Source organism: Microbacterium sp. X-17, from assembly GCF_039615055.1.
Genome location: NZ_JBDHNI010000002.1, coordinates 425,176 through 440,833 on the forward strand (window position 1 = coordinate 425,176; position 15,658 = coordinate 440,833).

The window sequence follows — 15,658 nt, forward strand, 5'->3', positions numbered from 1 at the left end:
CCATCCCGCTGCCCTCGCAGGTCGAATCCGATCTGCGAGGGCAGCGGCAACGGAACGGAAGCAACCATGATCGCCATCGGTAAGAGGGTCCTCATCGGGGCGGCGACTCTCCTCGGGGTCAGCCTCGTCATGTTCATCGCACTGTCGCTCATCCCCGGGGATGCCGCGCAGGTCGCGCTCGGCCAGCAAGCGACGCCAGAGAAGCTGGAGCTGCTGCGCGCCCAGTACGGGCTGGACCGCCCGCTGTGGCAGCAGTACCTCGACTGGCTCGGCGGGCTCGCCCACGGCGACTTGGGATCGTCCGTCCAGACCGGCCGGCCGATCTGGGAGAGCATCGCGCCCTACGTCGCCAACTCCGCGGTCCTCGCCGGCCTCGCGATCCTCATCATGATCCCGCTCGCGATCGCGCTGGGCGTGACGGCGGCGGTCAAGCGCGACAGCGTGATCGACCACATCATCTCCTCGACGGGCCTCACGTGGGCCTCCACCCCGGAGTTCGTGATCGGCACGCTCCTGATCCTCGTGTTCACGAACTGGCTGGGGATCCTCCCGGCGACGGCGATCGTCGACCCCAGTCGGCCGGTGATCGCGCAGATCACCGTCATCGCGCTGCCGCTGCTGACGCTCATCTTCGTCTCGATCGCCCAGTCGTCGAGGATGATCCGGGCCTCGATGATCACGGTGCTCGGCACCGACTACATCCAGGCCGCGCGGCTGCGCGGCGTCCCGCAGTCGACGATCGTCTGGCGGCACGCGCTCCCCAACGCGGCGAGCTCGATCATCGCGATCGTCGTGCTCACCGTCGGCTGGCTCGTCGGCGGCGTGGTGGTGACGGAGAGCCTGTTCCAGTACCCCGGTCTCGGGGTGGCGACGACGAACGCGGTCAACAGCCGGGACACGCCGACCGTGCTCGCGTGCTGCATCCTGATCACCTTCGTGCTGATCGTCGCCAACGTCCTCGCCGATGTCGTCAGCGGCGCCCTCGATCCGCGCCTGCGCAGGAGGAAAGCATGACCGTGACCCTGAACTCCGCGGCGGTGGCGGTCGCCCCGCCGGACGCCGCGAAAGAGGTCGGCATCCTCCGCACCTCGTGGCGCGCCGTCCTCCGCAGCCCGAGCGGACGGTTCGGGCTGATCCTGTTGGGCCTCATGGTCCTGATCGCGATCGTCGGACCCTTCATCAGCCCCCACTCGCAGGCGGAGGTGGTCGGGCGCCCGTTCGAGGGCCCCTCGGCCACGGCGTGGCTCGGCACCGAGTCGCTCGGACGCGACGTGCTCAGCCGCTACCTCAACGGCGGATGGCTGCTGATCGCGACCGCTCTGCTCGGCACCGCGCTCGCCTACCTGATCGGCATCCCCATCGCCCTCCTCGCCGCGTACCGGCGCGGGCGTCCCGTCGATCAGGGCACGCGGGCGATCTCGACGATCTTCTACGCGATCCCGCCGACGATCCTCGCCCTCGTGCTCATCTCGGCGTTCGGTCGCGGATTCCCGATCATCGTGGCGGCGATCGTGCTCATGCAACTCCCGCCGATCATCCACATCTTCCGCGGCTTCGCCCTCGGCCTCGTCGCGAACGAGTATGTGGAGGCGGCGGTCGCGCGCGGGGAGAGCACGGCCTCGATCCTCGTCCGGGAGATCGCACCCAACCTCCGGGGACTCTTCGCCGCCGACGTCGGACTCCGGTTCTGCTGGTCGGTGCTGTTCCTCGCGGCCATCAGCTTCCTGGGGTTCGGCCGGACCCCTCCCGACTCGGATTGGGGATTGATGATCAGCGAGAACCGCTATGGGATCACGACCCAGCCGCTCAGCGTCATCGTCCCGGCGCTCTCGATCGCGCTGCTCACGATCGGGCTGACGCTCGTCGCCGAGTCGGTCGCCCGCGCCGTCGGACGGGAGGGGATGCCCCGTGCCTGAGCAGGAGCCGAACCCGAGCGGAGCGATCGCGGTCGCCGCGACGCCCTCGCTCGTCGTCGAAGACTTGGCCCTCGCGACGACGGGAGGAACCACGATCGTCGAGGGCATCTCGTTCGCGGTCGCCCCGGGCGAGGTCGTCTCGCTCGTCGGGGAGTCCGGGTCGGGCAAGACCGCGGTTGCGCTCGCGCTCCTCGGACACGCGCGATCCGGGATGACGATCACCTCGGGCCGCGTCTCCGTGGACGGACTCGACCTCCTCGCCCTGTCGCCGACGGAGCTGCAGAAGGCGCGCGGACGGGTCATCTCGTACGTGCCGCAGGATGCGTCGACCTCGCTCAATCCGCGCCAGCGCGCCGGGCGTCAGCTCCGCGAGAGCATGACGGTGCACGGGATCAGTGCACGGGAGGCCGACCAGCGAGCCAAGGACCTGACTGCGCGCGTCGGACTTCCCGAGCGCGTCCACGCGGCGTATCCGTTCGAGCTCTCCGGCGGTCAGCAGCAGCGCCTGCTCATCGCGATGGCGATGGCGACGCGGCCCGCCGTCGTCGTGCTCGACGAGCCCACGACCGGCCTGGATGTCACGACCCAGGCCAAGGTGCTCGACCTCGTGGCCGACCTCGCGCGTACGGAGCAGATCGCCTTCGTCTACATCAGCCACGACCTCGCCGTCGTGGAGCAGATCTCGGACCGGATCGCCGTGATGTACGCGGGACGCATCATCGAGCAGGGCCCGACGGCGACACTGGTCTCGACGCCGCTGCATCCGTACACCGCGCTCCTGCTGGACTCGGTGCCGAGGGTGCGGACCAAGCACCACACGGTCGGCATCCCGGGCCAGATGCCGGCGCCCGGGAACTGGCCGGACGCCTGCCGCTTCAGCCCGCGGTGTCCGCTCGCCGACGACCGGTGCCGCACCGACACCCCGCCGACCGAGCGCCGCGGCGAGAGCTCCGCGGACTGCTGGAAGCCCCGCGAGCTCGTGCTGGTCGACGTCCTGGCGCCGCCGCGGGTCGAGCGCGACGAGCGCACGCCGGTCCTCCGCGTCGACGAGCTGCAGCTGAAGTACCCCGGCACGCCGATGGTGGTCAAGGACGTCAGCTTCGAGATCCGCGACGGCGAGTGCGTCGCTCTCGTGGGCGAGAGCGGGAGCGGCAAGTCCACGACCGGGCGCGCGATCGCGGGGCTCATGCCCATCGCGTCGGGGTCGGTCCAGCTCGGGCGCGACACGCTCGAGGATCGGGTGGAGAAGCGCACGCGCCAGCAGCGCCGCGACATCCAGCTGATCTTCCAGAACCCGGACCGGTCCCTCAACCCCAGTCACACGGTCGCTCAGATCCTGGGCCGGCCGCTGCGGCTGTTCGGGACGGAGGACGGACAGGACGTGGCCGCCCAGAGCGGGGAGCTCCTCGACCGGGTCCACCTCACCCGGCGGGCGCTGACGAAGCTCCCGCACGAGCTGTCCGGCGGCGAGAAGCAGCGGGTGGCGATCGCCCGGGGCCTGGCGGCGCAGCCGAAGCTCCTCATCTGCGACGAGATCACCTCCGCGCTCGACGTGTCGGTCCAGGCATCCGTCATCCGGCTCCTCGACGAGCTGCGGGCGCAGGGTCTCGCAATGCTGTTCATCACGCACAGCCTCGGCGTCGTGAGCGCGCTCGCCGACCGCGTCCTCGTGATGCGCTCCGGGGAGGTGTGCGAGGAGGGACCCACCCGCGAGGTGCTGCACCGCCCGCTCGAGGCCTACACGGTGAGCCTGCTCGACGCGGCCCCGGAGCTGAGCGTGTCCGCCGGCGGAGCGCGCGGCCCGGCCGCGAGCTAGCTGTTCGTCCCCGGTCCCGCAGACGCTAGGGGCGCAGGGCGGCCTCGGCGGGGCCGAGGGTGCGGCGCAGGAAGCGGAGGTGCACGAGCCGCACGAGCTCGATCAGCCCGATCGTCGCGATGATGATGAGCGCGATGAGGTACGCCGCGGCCTCGCCCGGGTCGACGAGCTGCAGGAACTCGGTGAGGATCGGGATGGTGAACACGGCGATGAGCCCGAGGAACATGGCACCGATCACGAGCACCTTGTAACGGTCGATCGGCCGGGAGAGCACGGTCAGGATCCAGATGCCGACGACCGCGAGGATGATCGTCGACCCCGTCCGCAGCGCGGGCTCCGGCACCCCGAGCTGCATCGCGAGCACCGTGTAGACCGTCAGCGCGACGGCGATCACGATGCCCGCGGGCATCGCGAACGACAGCGAGCGGCGGAGGAACCCGGGCGCGTAGCGCTCCGCGTTCGGCATGAGCGCGAGGAAGAACGCCGGGATGCCGATCGTCAGACCGTCCGTGATCGACAGCTGCCGTGGCAGGAACGGGAACTCCAGAACGAGGATGCCGAACAGGATCGCGAGCCCGGTCGCGTAGGTCGTCTTGGTGAGGAACAGCATCGAGACGCGCTCGATGTTCGCGATGACCTGGCGGCCCTCGGCGACGACGTCGGGCAGGTGCGAGAACTGCCCGTCGAGCAGCACGAGCCGCGCGACGGCCTTCGTCGCGGGCGATCCGGAGTTCATCGCGATGCCGATGTCGGCGGTCTTGATCGCGAGCGCGTCGTTGACGCCGTCACCGGTCATCGCGACGGTGTGCCCCGTGCTCTGGAGGGCCGTCACCATGCGCTTCTTCTGCTCCGGCGTGACCCGGCCGAACACGGTGTGTGTCTCGAGGATCTCCGCGAGCTTCGCGTCGTCCTCCGGCAGGTGCCGCGCGTCGTAGCCCTCGGCCATGTCGACGCCGACCTCGCGGGCGATCGCGGCGACCGTCCGTGGGTTGTCGCCCGAGATGATGCGGATGCCGACGCCCTGCGCGCGGAAGTACGCGAGCGTCTGCGCGGCATCCGGCCGCACCTGCTCGCGGAACGTCACGACCGCGACCGGAACGAGCCCGGCCGGCAGCCGCTCGTCGCGCGCCTCGGCCTCGGTCAGCACGCTGGGCGCGTGGCCGAGCACGAGGGTCCGCCGACCCGTCGCGGCGAGGGAGGTGACGAGCCCGCCGAGGGGCGAGGCCGGATCGGATGCCGCGTCGCCGAAGACCATCTCGGGGGCGCCGAGCACCCACGTGCCCTCGGCCTCCCCGCGGAAGGCGACGGCGCTCCACTTCCGCGCCGACGAGAACACGATCGTCTCCGCGGGCGTGAGCGGGTTCGACACCGGGAAGGGCTCGCGCAGGCAACGCGACGTAGCGTTGGCATCCGGCGCGGCGCCGTACCAGCCGAGCACGTGCTGCCACCCGCCGGCGCCCGGGGCATGCAGCGGGTGCGTGCCGTCGAACTCGATCTCGCCCACGGTCAGCGTGCCGGTCTTGTCGAGGCAGACGACATCGACGCGGGCGAGCCCCTCGACGGCGGCCAGCTCGTTGACGAGCACCTGCTTCCCGGCGAGCTTCACCGCGCCGACCGCGAACGCGATCGAGGTCATGAGCACGAGACCGAGCGGGATCATCGCGATCAGGGAGGCGATCGTGTTGACGATCGCCTGCACCCAGGTGCCCGTCTGGAACGCGTCGACCCAGCCGCCCGCGACCATCATCTGGGCGTTGAGGACGAGGAGGCCGATCGGGCCGATGCCCCACGCGACCCACTTCAGGACGCGGTTGATGGAGGTGCGCAGCTCGCTGGAGACCAGGGAGAAGCGCTTGGCCTCGTCGGCGAAGCGGTTCGCATAGGAGTCGGCGCCGACGCGCACGACCTCGGCGTCGCCCTCACCGGCGACCACGATCGAGCCGGAGAGCACGTCGGCGCCGGGATCCTTGTCGACGGCATCCGACTCGCCGGTCAGCATCGACTCGTCCACCTGCAGCCCGCGCGCGGCGGCGACCGTGGCGTCGGCGGGGATCTGGTCGCCCGCGCGCAAGACGAGGATGTCGCCCAGTACGACGTCGCCGGGCGCGATCTCCCGCTCCTGCCCGTCGCGACGGACGCGCGCGCGGGGCGCGTTCAGCAGCGCGAGCCGGTCGAGTGCCGCCTTCGCGCGGAACTCCTGCACGCAGCCGATGACCGCGTTCGCGAGGGCGCTGATCCCGAAGAGGGCGTCCTGCCAGCGGCCGACCAGGAGCAGCACGAGGAAGCACGAGGCGACGATGCCGTTGAACAGAGTGAAGACGTTGGCGCGGACGATGTTCCAGACGCTCCGGCTGGAGTCGGCGGCGTACGCGTTGACCTGTCCCGCCGCGCGCCGCTCCGCGACATCCGCCTCGCTGAGCCCCCGTGCGAGATCGACGTCGGTCGCGGCATCCACGCCCTCACCCTACCGAGGCCCACCTCCCCGCGAGAACGCGCCTCTGTCCTCTTCTTGCGGCGTTTCTGTGACACAAGCGCGTTCTCGCGGGGAGGTGGCGCGGGCGCGGAGGACCGGGGCAGGGGCGGATGCCGGGGTCAGCCCTTCGTGGCGCCGGCAAGGAGGCCCCGGACGAAGAAGCGCTGCAGCGCGAAGAACACGATCAGCGGCACGATGATCGAGATGAAGGCGCCCGCCGACTGCAGGTACCACTTGTTCCCCCACGAGCCGGACAGCGAGTTCAGCGTCTGCGTGAGCGGCAACGACGAGGACGGCGCGAAGATCGTGGCGACCAGCAGGTCGTTCCACACCCACAGGAACTGGAAGATCGCGAACGACGCGATCGCCGGCATCGCGAGCGGCAGGATCATCCGGAAGAAGATCTGCCCGTGGCCCGCCCCGTCCATCCGCGCCGCCTCGATCAGCTCGTTCGGGATCTCCCGGATGAAGTTGTGCAGCAGGAAGATCGCGAGGGGCAGCGCGAACATGACGTGCGCGATCCACACCGTCGCGAAGCTGTGCTCGACGCCGCGCAGCGCGAAGCCGGGGAAGATGTTCACTCCCCCGATCGTCAGACCGCGCGAGAACAGGCTCAGCAGCGGTACGAGCGCCATCTGCAGCGGCAGGATCTGCAGCGCGAACACCGCCACGAAGAGGAAGCCGCGGCCTTTGAACGGGATCCAGGCGAACGCGTAGGCCGCGAGCGCGGCCAGCGCGATCGGGATGATCGTCGCCGGGATCGAGATCGCGAGCGAGTTCAGGAACGACTCGCCGAGCGTGAGCGCCGTGCCCCCCGAGGTGAGGGCCGCCGAGTAGTTGCCGAGCGTGAACTCCGGGTCGGTGAACACCGTCCACCAGCCGGTCGTCGCGGAGGCGGCACCCGGCCGGAAGGACGTCACGAAGAGGCCGAAGGTGGGGATGGTCCAGACGAGCGCGATGACGATGGCGACGATCGTCGCGGTCCGCGAGCTCAGCCGCTTCTGCGCCTCGCTCTCATTGCGGCGGGAGCGTCGCGCCTCGGCGCGGACCGCCCGCTGGCTGAGCGTCGGGACGGTGTCGACTTCGATAGTCATCAGCGGATCTCCTCTTGCTTGCGCATCTGACGCACGTTGTAGATGATCAGCGGCACGACGAAGAGGAACAGCACGACGGCGAGCGCCGACGAGTGCCCGTAGCTCTGGAACCGCTGCTGCTGGTTGACCATCTCGAAGGCCAGCACGGTCGAGTTCGACCGGCCGCCGGTCATGACCGCCACGATGTCGTACACCTTCAGCGAGAAGATCGTGATCGTCGTCAGCACCACGATGAGCGACGTCCGGATGCCGGGGACCGTGACGTTCCGGAATCGCTGCCACGCGTTGGCCCCGTCGAGCTCCGCGGCCTCGAGCTGCTCGGTCGGGACGCCCTTGATCGCCGCGGACAGCACGACCATCGCGAACCCCGTCTGCGTCCAGATGAACACCGCGAGCAGACAGAACGTGTTGATGAGGGGCTGCGCGTCGAGCCAGCTCACCGGCTGGCCGCCGAACGCGGTGATGATCGCGTTGAGCAGGCCGATCTGCTGACCCTGCCGGTAGTCGTACACGAACTTCCAGATGATGCCGGCCCCGACGAACGAGATCGCGTACGGCATGAACACGAACACCTTGAGGGTCTTCTCACCGCGCGCCCGGTCGATGAAGACGGCGTAGGCGAGACCGATCGACGTGGAGAAGATCGGCGCGACGACGGCCCAGATGAGCGTATTGATGACGGACCAGAAGCCGTCGGGATTCGTGAACGTCCAGATGTAGTTGTCCAGCCCGACGAACGTCGTCCCGGTCTTGTCGAAGAACGACTGGAAGATCGTCGAGATCGCCGGGTAGACGAGGCCGACGATCAGCAGCGCCATCGCGGGGGCGAGGAAGATCACGAGCTGGAAGATGTAGCCCGCTCCGCCGCGCGCCCGGTAGTCGGCGAAAAACAGCAGGATGCCGGTCGCCAGCGCGATCCCCACGACGTACACGACCGCGTTCTGATACGGCCGGAGCAGGAGGAACGCGATCAGCGGCACGAGGATGCTGGCCGCCAGGCGCAGCCAGAAGTATCCGCGCCCCGCGCGCGGCGCGAACTCGATGAGCACAAGGACCAGCGCGATCACCGCCGCGAAGACCACGAGCACGATCGGGATCTGGATGAGCGGGTTCATCGCCCCGATCCAGACGAAGAAGCTGTTGAGCGAGAACCCGATCGTCGTCGGCGACGCGTCCGGATTGCCCGGGCTCGTCAGCAACAGGACCACGAGCGCGACGAGCACGATCGCCGCGACGATGGCGACGACGCCAGCGACCCGCCGGGCGACGGAGTTCTTGCCTCTGCCCGGTCGCGTGTCCCGGGTGCCGGGCGGCCGCCTGCTGGAGACCGGAGCCGCTGTGGATGTCGTCGTCGACATGTCCTCCCCCATCCGTTGGGCGGGTGCTGCGAAGCCAGGGGCGGCGGGGTCGCCGTGACGACCCCGCCGCCCTCGTCAGCCGTTCAGTTGTTGTAGCCCGCCTGGATCTCGGCGAGCACATCGGCCGTCGGCTTGCCGTCGATCCAGTTGACCATGCCCTTCCAGAACGACCCGGAACCGACCGTGGCCGGCATCAGGTCGGAGGCATCGAACCGGATGACGGTGTCCGGGTTCTGCACGAGCTTCATCGCGTCGACCAGGAACTGGCTCGAGGCGAGCGACGGGTCCGCGCCGTTGTTGGCCGAGATGACGCCGCCCAGCTTGACGCGAGCGTCCGCGAAGGCGGGTGTCGACATGTATTCGACGACCTTCTGCACGTTCGGGTCGTTGGAGAACGCGGCCACGAACTCGCCGCCGACCTCGACGTACTTCGGGTCGCTCGCCTTGATGCTCGGCAGCAGGAACGCGTAGACGTCACCATCCGGCGCGACCACCGGGGGCTGACCCGATGCCGTGTTCACCTCGAGGAAGTTCGCCGAGAGGAACGAGGCCTGGTGCGTGAGCGGGCAGGTGCCGTCCGCGACCTTGGCCGCGACATCCCCGAACGCGGTCGAGTTGATGCTCTTGACGTCGCCGAAGCCCGCGTTGACGTACTGCGGGTTCAGCAGGATCGTGCTGAGCGTGTCGAAGGCCTGCTTGATCGGCGGATCTGTGAACTTCACGGTGCCGGCGACCCACTGGTCGTAGACGTCGGGTCCAGACTGACGCAGGACGAGATCCTCGATCCAGTCGGTGCCCGGCCACCCCGACGCGGCATCCGAGGCGAAGCCCGCACACCACGGTGCGGCGCCGGTCTTTTGCTGGATGGTCTGGGTCAACGTCATGAGCTCATCCCACGTGGTGGGAACGCTGACGCCCCACTGCTTGAACTGCTTGGGCGAGTACCAGACGAACCCCTTGACGTTCGCGAGCATCGGGGCGGCGTAGAAGGTGCCGCCCGACGAGCCGTAGGTCTTCCAGGCGGTCGACCAGTAGTTGTCGACGTTCGCCTCGGTCGCCGACGAGCCCTTCTGGACCTGGCCGGTGTCGATCAGGGTCTTCAGCAGACCCGGCTGCGGCACGATCGCGATGTCCGGAGCGGAACCGCCCGTGACCTTCGTGACGATGTTGCCCTCGAAGCTCTTGTCACCGGTGTAGACGACCTTGATGCCGGTGTCCGCGGTGAACTGCGTGAACGACTCGTTGAGCGCGTCCGCCTCGCCGCCGGTGATCCCCCCGCTGATCTGAACGGTCGTCGTACCGCTCGAGGCCGCGCCGCCTCCCGAACTCTCCGCACAGCCCGCGAGCGCGAGCCCCGCAGCGCCTGCGACGGCCACCGCCATCAGAACTCGTCGCCGTGATGACATACGCATGTGATCTCCTCCTCATTGAGTGCGAGTTCATTGAGTTCTCTCAGGAACTGACGCGTTTATGCTAACGGGAGCGCTCCCACGCCACAACGACCGCGCACATCACGACTCGGTAAAGGCTTCCGGACAGGAAGAAGCCCCGGCGCACGGGGCACCGGGGCTTCTTCCGTCGCGAGGCGACGAAGGTCTTACTTGAGGGTGATGGTCGCGCCGACCTCTTCGAGCGCAGCCTTGGCCTTGTCGGCCGTCTCCTTGTTCGCACCCTCCAGGACCGGCTTCGGCGCGCCGTCGACGAGCGCCTTCGCCTCACCGAGGCCGAGCGAGGTGAGCTCGCGGACGACCTTGATGACCTGGATCTTCTTGTCGCCGACCGACTCGAGGACGACGTCGAACGAGTCCTTCTCCTCGGCCTCGGCAGCGGCGCCACCGGCGCCACCCGCGGCGGGGGCGGCCGCGGCGACCGCGACCGGAGCCGCGGCGGTGACCTCGAAGGTCTCCTCGAACTTCTTGACGAACTCGGACAGCTCGATGAGCGTGAGCTCCTTGAAGGCGTCGAGCAGCTCTTCAGTGCTGAGCTTTGCCATGGTGTTTCTCCTTGTGTGGGGTATTCGCCGGCGCCTGACGGATCAGGCGGCGGACTCCTGCTTCTGCCGCAGCGCGTCGACCGCGCGAGCGGCCTGGGCGAGCGGAGCGTTGAACAGATAGGCAGCGCCGAACAGCGAGGCCTTCATCGCGCCGGCGAGCTTCGCCAGCAGGACTTCACGGCTCTCGAGGTCGGCGAGCTTGTCGACCTCCTCCGCGGACAGGGGGGCTCCGTCGAAGAAGCCGCCCTTCACCACGAGAAGAGGGTGTGCCTTGGCGAAGGCACGCAGACCCTTCGCGACGGCGACCGGGTCGCCGTGCACGAAGGCGACAGCCGACGGGCCCTTGAGCTCGTCGTCCAGCGCCGAGATCCCCGCTTTGTTGGCGGCGATCTTGGTGAGCGTGTTCTTCACCACGGCGTACTCCGCGTCCTGACGGATGCTGTTGCGGAGCTCCTTGAGCTCGGCAACCGTCAAGCCGCGGTACTCGGTCAGCAGTACGGCGTTCGAGTCCTCGAAGTTCTTCGTGAGCTCGGCGACCGTCGCATCCTTCTGCGCCATGGCCACTCCCTGTATGTCTTGATGACATGTCTTCGTGACGCCCCGCGGTGGCGGAGCGTCGCCTCGACCACCCGCCCCGGAGAAACAGAAACGCCCCGGCGCAAGCGCACGGAGCGTGATCCCACAATCGGATGTCGTTCGTGTCACCTGCGCGGGCCCCTGCTTTCGCAGTGCTTCGATCGACCTGCGCTTTCACGCACGACGATGACCGGCGGTCTTCGGCGTCCCCCAGACTACGCCTCCGCGCGCGGCAGCCCAAATCCGGCGCCGTCGGCGGGACGTGCGAGGTAATGCGCGCGCTCGAGGACGGCGGCAGCAGCCTGAGCACGGGTGTCGACCCCGAGCGAACGGAAGATCCGGGCGACGTGGAACTTCACCGTGTTCTCGCTGATGCCGAGCGCCTGCGCGATCTCCCGGTTGCGCTCCCCCGCCACGAGCCGGGACAGGACCTGCGTCTCCCGCGGACGGAGGTCCCATCCCGCCGTCCCTGCGGCGTGCGGTGGATCCAGCGGGATCACGACCGAGATCTCCGTCCCCCATCCGGGCGTCGCGCTCACGGCGAGGCGCCCGTTGAGGGCGTGCACGCGCTGGCGGGCGGGCTGCAGCACGCTCGAGGCATCCGAGACGTCGCCGGGCCCGTCGTCGCGGAGGTCCACGAGGAGGTTCGTCCCGTCGCAGTCCCACTGCACGCGGACGCGTGTGACGTCGGGGCGGTCGATGAGGGCGAGGATGCAGCCGCGCACCACGGCGCGCGCGCCGTGCGCGACCTCGCTCGGCAGCGGCCGGCCGTCCACGGGCGGTTCCACGAACTGCACGTCGAGATCGCGGTACCGCACGAGCGGACGCAGATCGTCGCGGAGGCGCTCGAACGCGGTCGTGACCGGCTCCTCCGTGAACGCCCGGGCGCGGTCGCCCGCGGTGCGCAGGTGCACCATCCCCTCGGCGGCCAGGCGGACCGCGGTCTGCCGGGCCGCGCGGTCGTCCAGCGTCGCAGACCGTAGGGCCGCCAGCACCGACTCGAGCGTCGTCGAGTACTCGTCGGTCAGCTCGCCGAGCGCCTCCATCCGCGCGCCGGACGACACGCGGGCGTGCTGCAGGTAGTCGGGCAGGGCCTGATCCGCCCGCTGCTGGACGCGCAGGGCCACGAGGTTCCACATCTGCAGGACCACGGAATCCTGGCCCGGCCCGGGGCGCGCGACCACTACGAGCGCGCCGTTGCGCGAGAGGGCCTGCAGGGTCGGGACCCGCTCACCCGCGACGCCCAGCTCGCCCCGGCGGGCGGTGCCCGCGGGGATCCCCCGCCGCAGCTCGTCGAGCTCGAGCGGCGAGACCCCCTCGACGAACGCGCGGTCCCCCGTGCCGGATCGGCGCACGCCCGCGGCGTCGGCGGCGAGGATCAGCAGCGCGTCGTGCGCCACGAACGGCGCCACGACCCGCGACAGGCGTTCGGCGAGTGCGGTCTCCGGACCGCTCACGACCTCCACCAGATCGCGGAGGGTGTCCTCGGTGCAGGCGGGACCGCCGTCGGTCATGCGGCCCACTCTACGCGGAGCCACCCGTCCGGGTAGTCCGGGTGGTCCGCACGGGTGATCGACCCCGGGCGGGCGGGCGGGAAGAGTCGAGGCAGCGGGCACCGTCGCCCGCGCCAGCTCGCGAAACGGGAGGACGAGGATGTCGGGCAACAGGGCCGTCGTGTACAAGGGACCGGGTGTCGTGGAGGTCGGCGAGATCCCCTACCCGGAGTTCGAGCTGAAGGACGGCCCGGGGGTGCATCCCGCGAACGTCGGCCGCAAGGTGCCGCACGGCGCCATCCTCCGCACCGTCTCGACGAACATCTGCGGATCCGACCAGCACATGGTCCGGGGGCGCACGACCGCGCCGGCCGGTCTCGTGCTCGGGCACGAGATCACCGGCGAGGTGATCGAGGTCGGGCCGGACGTCGAGTTCGTGAAGGTCGGCGACATCGTCTCGGTGCCGTTCAACATCGCCTGCGGCCGCTGCCGCAACTGCAAGGAGGGCAAGACCGGGATCTGCCTCAACGTCAACCCCGATCGGCCCGGCTCCGCGTACGGCTACGTCGACATGGGCGGATGGGTCGGCGGCCAGGCCGAGTACGTGCTCGTCCCCTATGCGGACTGGAACCTGCTCGTCTTCCCCGATCGCGAGCAAGCCCTGGAGAAGATCCTCGACCTGACGATGCTGTCCGACATCTTCCCGACCGGATTCCACGGCGCTTACACCGCCGGCGTCCGGCCCGGGTCGACCGTGTACATCGCTGGCGCCGGCCCTGTCGGGCTCGCCGCGGCGGTCGGCGCGCAGCTGCTGGGCGCGGCGGCCGTGATCGTCGGCGACCTCAACGCCGACCGCCTCGCCCGCGCCCGGTCCTTCGGCGCCGAGACCGTCGACGTGTCGAAGGGCGACCCGAAGGACCAGATCGAGCAGATCCTGGGCGTGCCGGAGGTGGATGCCGCGGTCGACGCGGTCGGCTTCGAGGCGCACGGCCACGGCGCGGACGCCGGTCACGAGGCGCCGGCGACCGTGCTCAACTCGCTGTTCGACCTCACCGCCGCCGGCGGCGCGGTCGGCATCCCGGGCCTCTACGTCACGGGCGACCCGGGCGGGGTCGACGAGGCCGCGAAGGTCGGATCGCTCTCGCTCCGCCTCGGCCTCGGCTGGGCGAAGTCGCTGTCGTTCGCCACCGGCCAGTGCCCGGTCATGAAGTACAACCGCCAGCTGATGATGGCGATCCTGCATGACAAGGTGCACATTGCCGATGCCGTGGGCGCGTCGCCGATCAGCCTCGACGCGGCACCGCAGGGGTACGCGGACTTCGACCGCGGCGCCCCCCGCAAGTACGTGCTGAACCCCAACGGCTACATCAAGACCGCCTGATCCCCCTCTTACCGACCGAAGGAGCACCCATGTCCGTCACCCTCGCCGATGCCCGCCGTGTGATCGAGGCCGCCGAGAAGCGCGCCGACGAACTCGGCCAGCCCGTCAATGTCGCCGTCGTCGACGCCGGCGGCAACCTCGTCGCCCACGTCCGCCAGGACGGTGCCTGGATCGGCAGCATCGAGATCTCCATCAGCAAGGCGTGGACCTCGCGCGCCTTCGACATCTCCACGAAGGACCTCGGCGACAACTCCCAGCCGACACAGCAGTTCTTCGGCATCCACACGACGAACGCCCACGGCCGCGGCGTCGCGATCTTCGCCGGTGGCGTGCCGCTGACCCGCGGTGGTGTCGTGGTCGGCGCGGTGGGCGTCTCGGGCGGCTCCGGCGAGCTGGACCAGGCCGTGGCCGAGGCCGGCGCCGCCGCCTTCTGACCCCCCTCTCCCTCCCTCCCCCTCTCCCTCCCTCGCCGAACCCACCTCCTCCTCGCGAGCGCACCTCTTCGCGACGCAATGACGGGGTGGGCTCGCGAGGAGGAGGTGGGGTCGGGGACCGGCTATCGCAGCGAATGGATGCCGAACGACGCCAGGCGCCGACCGAATTCGGACGGTGAGCGAAGGTGCCGGCTCTCCATCCGTACGAAGCGTCGACCGGTCAGCCCGCGCACGGTGTCCTCGCGGCGCTTCTCCGCGAGGAGGACGTCCTCCAGGCTGCGGCCGGACCGAAGCGCCTCGTCGCGGTACTTCCCCTCGCCGTCGAACTCCATCCAGCAGTCGACGTCGTCGAGGCCGAGGTCGATCCAGTACTCCGGCGTGCCGGGTCCGGACACGGGGATCTGTAGCCGGGGCGTCGCGAATCCCAGCCGGTAGAGCTGCAGGCGGCTCACGCTCTCGCCCGGTAGCTCGGCGCGGCCATCGGCGAATCCGATCACCCACCGCAACTGCTTCACGCCGCGGACGGCACCGGCCTGCACGGCACGCTCCCGCATCCGCTCCCGCCATCCGTCCGCGAGATCGTCCGCCTGGACCCGCCCCGTGACCGCGACGCGCCCCAGCGCCGCGTCGGCCGCGGACACGCCCGCCTCGAGCGACGCTGCGCGGACGAGATCGAAGACGGTCCGCTCGAGACTCGTGCAGCGGAGGCCGCCGACGAGCTCCACGTCGTTCTCGTCGAGTCGATCCTCGTGCCGGATGAGGCGGGATGAGCCGCTCGCGCGGAGTCCGCGCAGCCCCGTCACGTGGACACGATCGAATCTCCACCGATAGAGGGGCAGCCCCCACACGGCCGCGGCCGACGCGTAGGAGAAGACATACCCGCCGACCGCCTCCTCCGCAGCGGCGACCACGTCGAGCAGATGGCGCCCCTCGGGCCACAGGTCGCCCCAGACCTCCGACTCGACGAACCAACTGCGGCGGACGCGGATCAGTCTGCGGTCCTCCTCCGCGCGCGTCAGCTCGCGCTCGCTCCAGCCCGCCTGCACCAGCTCCGTGCGCCGCCGGAGGACACGGCCGGCCTCGGCGATCGTGATCTCGTGCGCCACGCCCTCGACCCTCGCCCA

General features: G+C 69.8%; 13 protein-coding genes. 5 read left to right on the forward strand and 8 right to left on the reverse strand.

The window, feature by feature from the left end; all coding sequences use genetic code 11:
• Positions 1-66 precede the first annotated feature (66 nt).
• From ABCS02_RS10420 to ABCS02_RS10430, 3 genes are read left to right on the forward strand one after another with little or no spacing between them, the layout of a single operon-like run.
• A complete protein-coding gene (locus ABCS02_RS10420; RefSeq protein ID WP_345835568.1) occupies positions 67-1,014 on the forward strand; it encodes an ABC transporter permease in 948 nt (315 codons plus the stop codon).
• Complete coding sequence (locus ABCS02_RS10425) at positions 1,011-1,916, forward strand: ABC transporter permease (protein ID WP_345835569.1); 906 nt, start codon at positions 1,011-1,013, stop codon at positions 1,914-1,916. The genes ABCS02_RS10420 and ABCS02_RS10425 overlap by 4 nt, the downstream gene beginning before the upstream one ends.
• Positions 1,909-3,732 carry an ABC transporter ATP-binding protein gene (locus tag ABCS02_RS10430; protein ID WP_345835570.1) on the forward strand — a complete coding sequence of 608 codons (1,824 nt, stop codon included), beginning with the start codon at positions 1,909-1,911 and terminating at the stop codon, positions 3,730-3,732. Before ABCS02_RS10425 ends, ABCS02_RS10430 begins: the two co-directional genes overlap by 8 nt.
• Positions 3,733-3,757: 25 nt before the next feature.
• Here the strand turns inward: ABCS02_RS10430 and ABCS02_RS10435 are convergent, their stop codons facing one another.
• The 7 genes from ABCS02_RS10435 to ABCS02_RS10465 form a co-directional block, all read right to left on the reverse strand.
• Positions 3,758-6,187, reverse strand: a complete 2,430-nt coding sequence (locus ABCS02_RS10435; protein WP_345835571.1) for an HAD-IC family P-type ATPase — start codon at positions 6,185-6,187, stop codon at positions 3,758-3,760.
• 137 nt (positions 6,188-6,324) lie between these two features.
• Positions 6,325-7,299 carry a carbohydrate ABC transporter permease gene (locus tag ABCS02_RS10440; RefSeq protein ID WP_345835572.1) on the reverse strand — a complete coding sequence of 325 codons (975 nt, stop codon included), beginning with the start codon at positions 7,297-7,299 and terminating at the stop codon, positions 6,325-6,327.
• Positions 7,299-8,657 (reverse strand): sugar ABC transporter permease, encoded by a 1,359-nt coding sequence (locus ABCS02_RS10445; RefSeq protein WP_345835573.1) that lies wholly within the window; start codon positions 8,655-8,657, stop codon positions 7,299-7,301. The genes ABCS02_RS10440 and ABCS02_RS10445 overlap by 1 nt, the downstream gene beginning before the upstream one ends.
• Before the next feature lie 83 nt (positions 8,658-8,740).
• Entirely contained in the window at positions 8,741-10,069 is a 1,329-nt protein-coding gene (locus ABCS02_RS10450; protein WP_345835574.1) for a carbohydrate ABC transporter substrate-binding protein, read from the reverse strand.
• A 185-nt stretch (positions 10,070-10,254) separates the two neighbouring features.
• Positions 10,255-10,650, reverse strand: a complete 396-nt coding sequence (gene rplL, locus ABCS02_RS10455) for a 50S ribosomal protein L7/L12 (RefSeq protein ID WP_345835575.1) — start codon at positions 10,648-10,650, stop codon at positions 10,255-10,257.
• Positions 10,651-10,692: 42 nt separating this feature from the next.
• Positions 10,693-11,208 carry a 50S ribosomal protein L10 gene (gene rplJ, locus ABCS02_RS10460; RefSeq protein WP_345835576.1) on the reverse strand — a complete coding sequence of 172 codons (516 nt, stop codon included), beginning with the start codon at positions 11,206-11,208 and terminating at the stop codon, positions 10,693-10,695.
• 233 nt (positions 11,209-11,441) lie between these two features.
• The gene (locus ABCS02_RS10465) at positions 11,442-12,740 is read right to left on the reverse strand and encodes a LuxR C-terminal-related transcriptional regulator (protein WP_345835577.1); all 1,299 of its coding nucleotides are present in this window, start codon (positions 12,738-12,740) and stop codon (positions 11,442-11,444) included.
• Between the two features lie 139 nt (positions 12,741-12,879).
• On the opposite strand from ABCS02_RS10465, the gene fdhA reads away from it, so the two are divergent.
• A complete protein-coding gene (gene fdhA, locus ABCS02_RS10470) occupies positions 12,880-14,100 on the forward strand; it encodes a formaldehyde dehydrogenase, glutathione-independent (protein WP_345835578.1) in 1,221 nt (406 codons plus the stop codon).
• Between the two features lie 29 nt (positions 14,101-14,129).
• Positions 14,130-14,534 carry a heme-binding protein gene (locus ABCS02_RS10475; protein WP_345835579.1) on the forward strand — a complete coding sequence of 135 codons (405 nt, stop codon included), beginning with the start codon at positions 14,130-14,132 and terminating at the stop codon, positions 14,532-14,534.
• A gap of 122 nt (positions 14,535-14,656) precedes the next feature.
• Here the strand turns inward: ABCS02_RS10475 and ABCS02_RS10480 are convergent, their stop codons facing one another.
• Complete coding sequence (locus ABCS02_RS10480; RefSeq protein WP_345835580.1) at positions 14,657-15,640, reverse strand: hypothetical protein; 984 nt, start codon at positions 15,638-15,640, stop codon at positions 14,657-14,659.
• Between the last annotated feature and the right edge of the window lie 18 nt (positions 15,641-15,658).

Coding starts and splice junctions, on each gene's coding strand:
- ABCS02_RS10420 (WP_345835568.1), top strand. CDS start 67: ATGATCGCCATCGGTAAGAGGGTCCTCATCGGGGCGGCGACTCTCCTC.
- ABCS02_RS10440 (WP_345835572.1), bottom strand. CDS start 7,299: ATGACTATCGAAGTCGACACCGTCCCGACGCTCAGCCAGCGGGCGGTC.
- ABCS02_RS10475 (WP_345835579.1), top strand. CDS start 14,130: ATGTCCGTCACCCTCGCCGATGCCCGCCGTGTGATCGAGGCCGCCGAG.
- ABCS02_RS10445 (WP_345835573.1), bottom strand. CDS start 8,657: ATGTCGACGACGACATCCACAGCGGCTCCGGTCTCCAGCAGGCGGCCG.
- rplL (WP_345835575.1), bottom strand. CDS start 10,650: ATGGCAAAGCTCAGCACTGAAGAGCTGCTCGACGCCTTCAAGGAGCTC.
- ABCS02_RS10465 (WP_345835577.1), bottom strand. CDS start 12,740: ATGACCGACGGCGGTCCCGCCTGCACCGAGGACACCCTCCGCGATCTG.
- ABCS02_RS10450 (WP_345835574.1), bottom strand. CDS start 10,069: ATGCGTATGTCATCACGGCGACGAGTTCTGATGGCGGTGGCCGTCGCA.
- fdhA (WP_345835578.1), top strand. CDS start 12,880: ATGTCGGGCAACAGGGCCGTCGTGTACAAGGGACCGGGTGTCGTGGAG.
- ABCS02_RS10425 (WP_345835569.1), top strand. CDS start 1,011: ATGACCGTGACCCTGAACTCCGCGGCGGTGGCGGTCGCCCCGCCGGAC.
- rplJ (WP_345835576.1), bottom strand. CDS start 11,208: ATGGCGCAGAAGGATGCGACGGTCGCCGAGCTCACGAAGAACTTCGAG.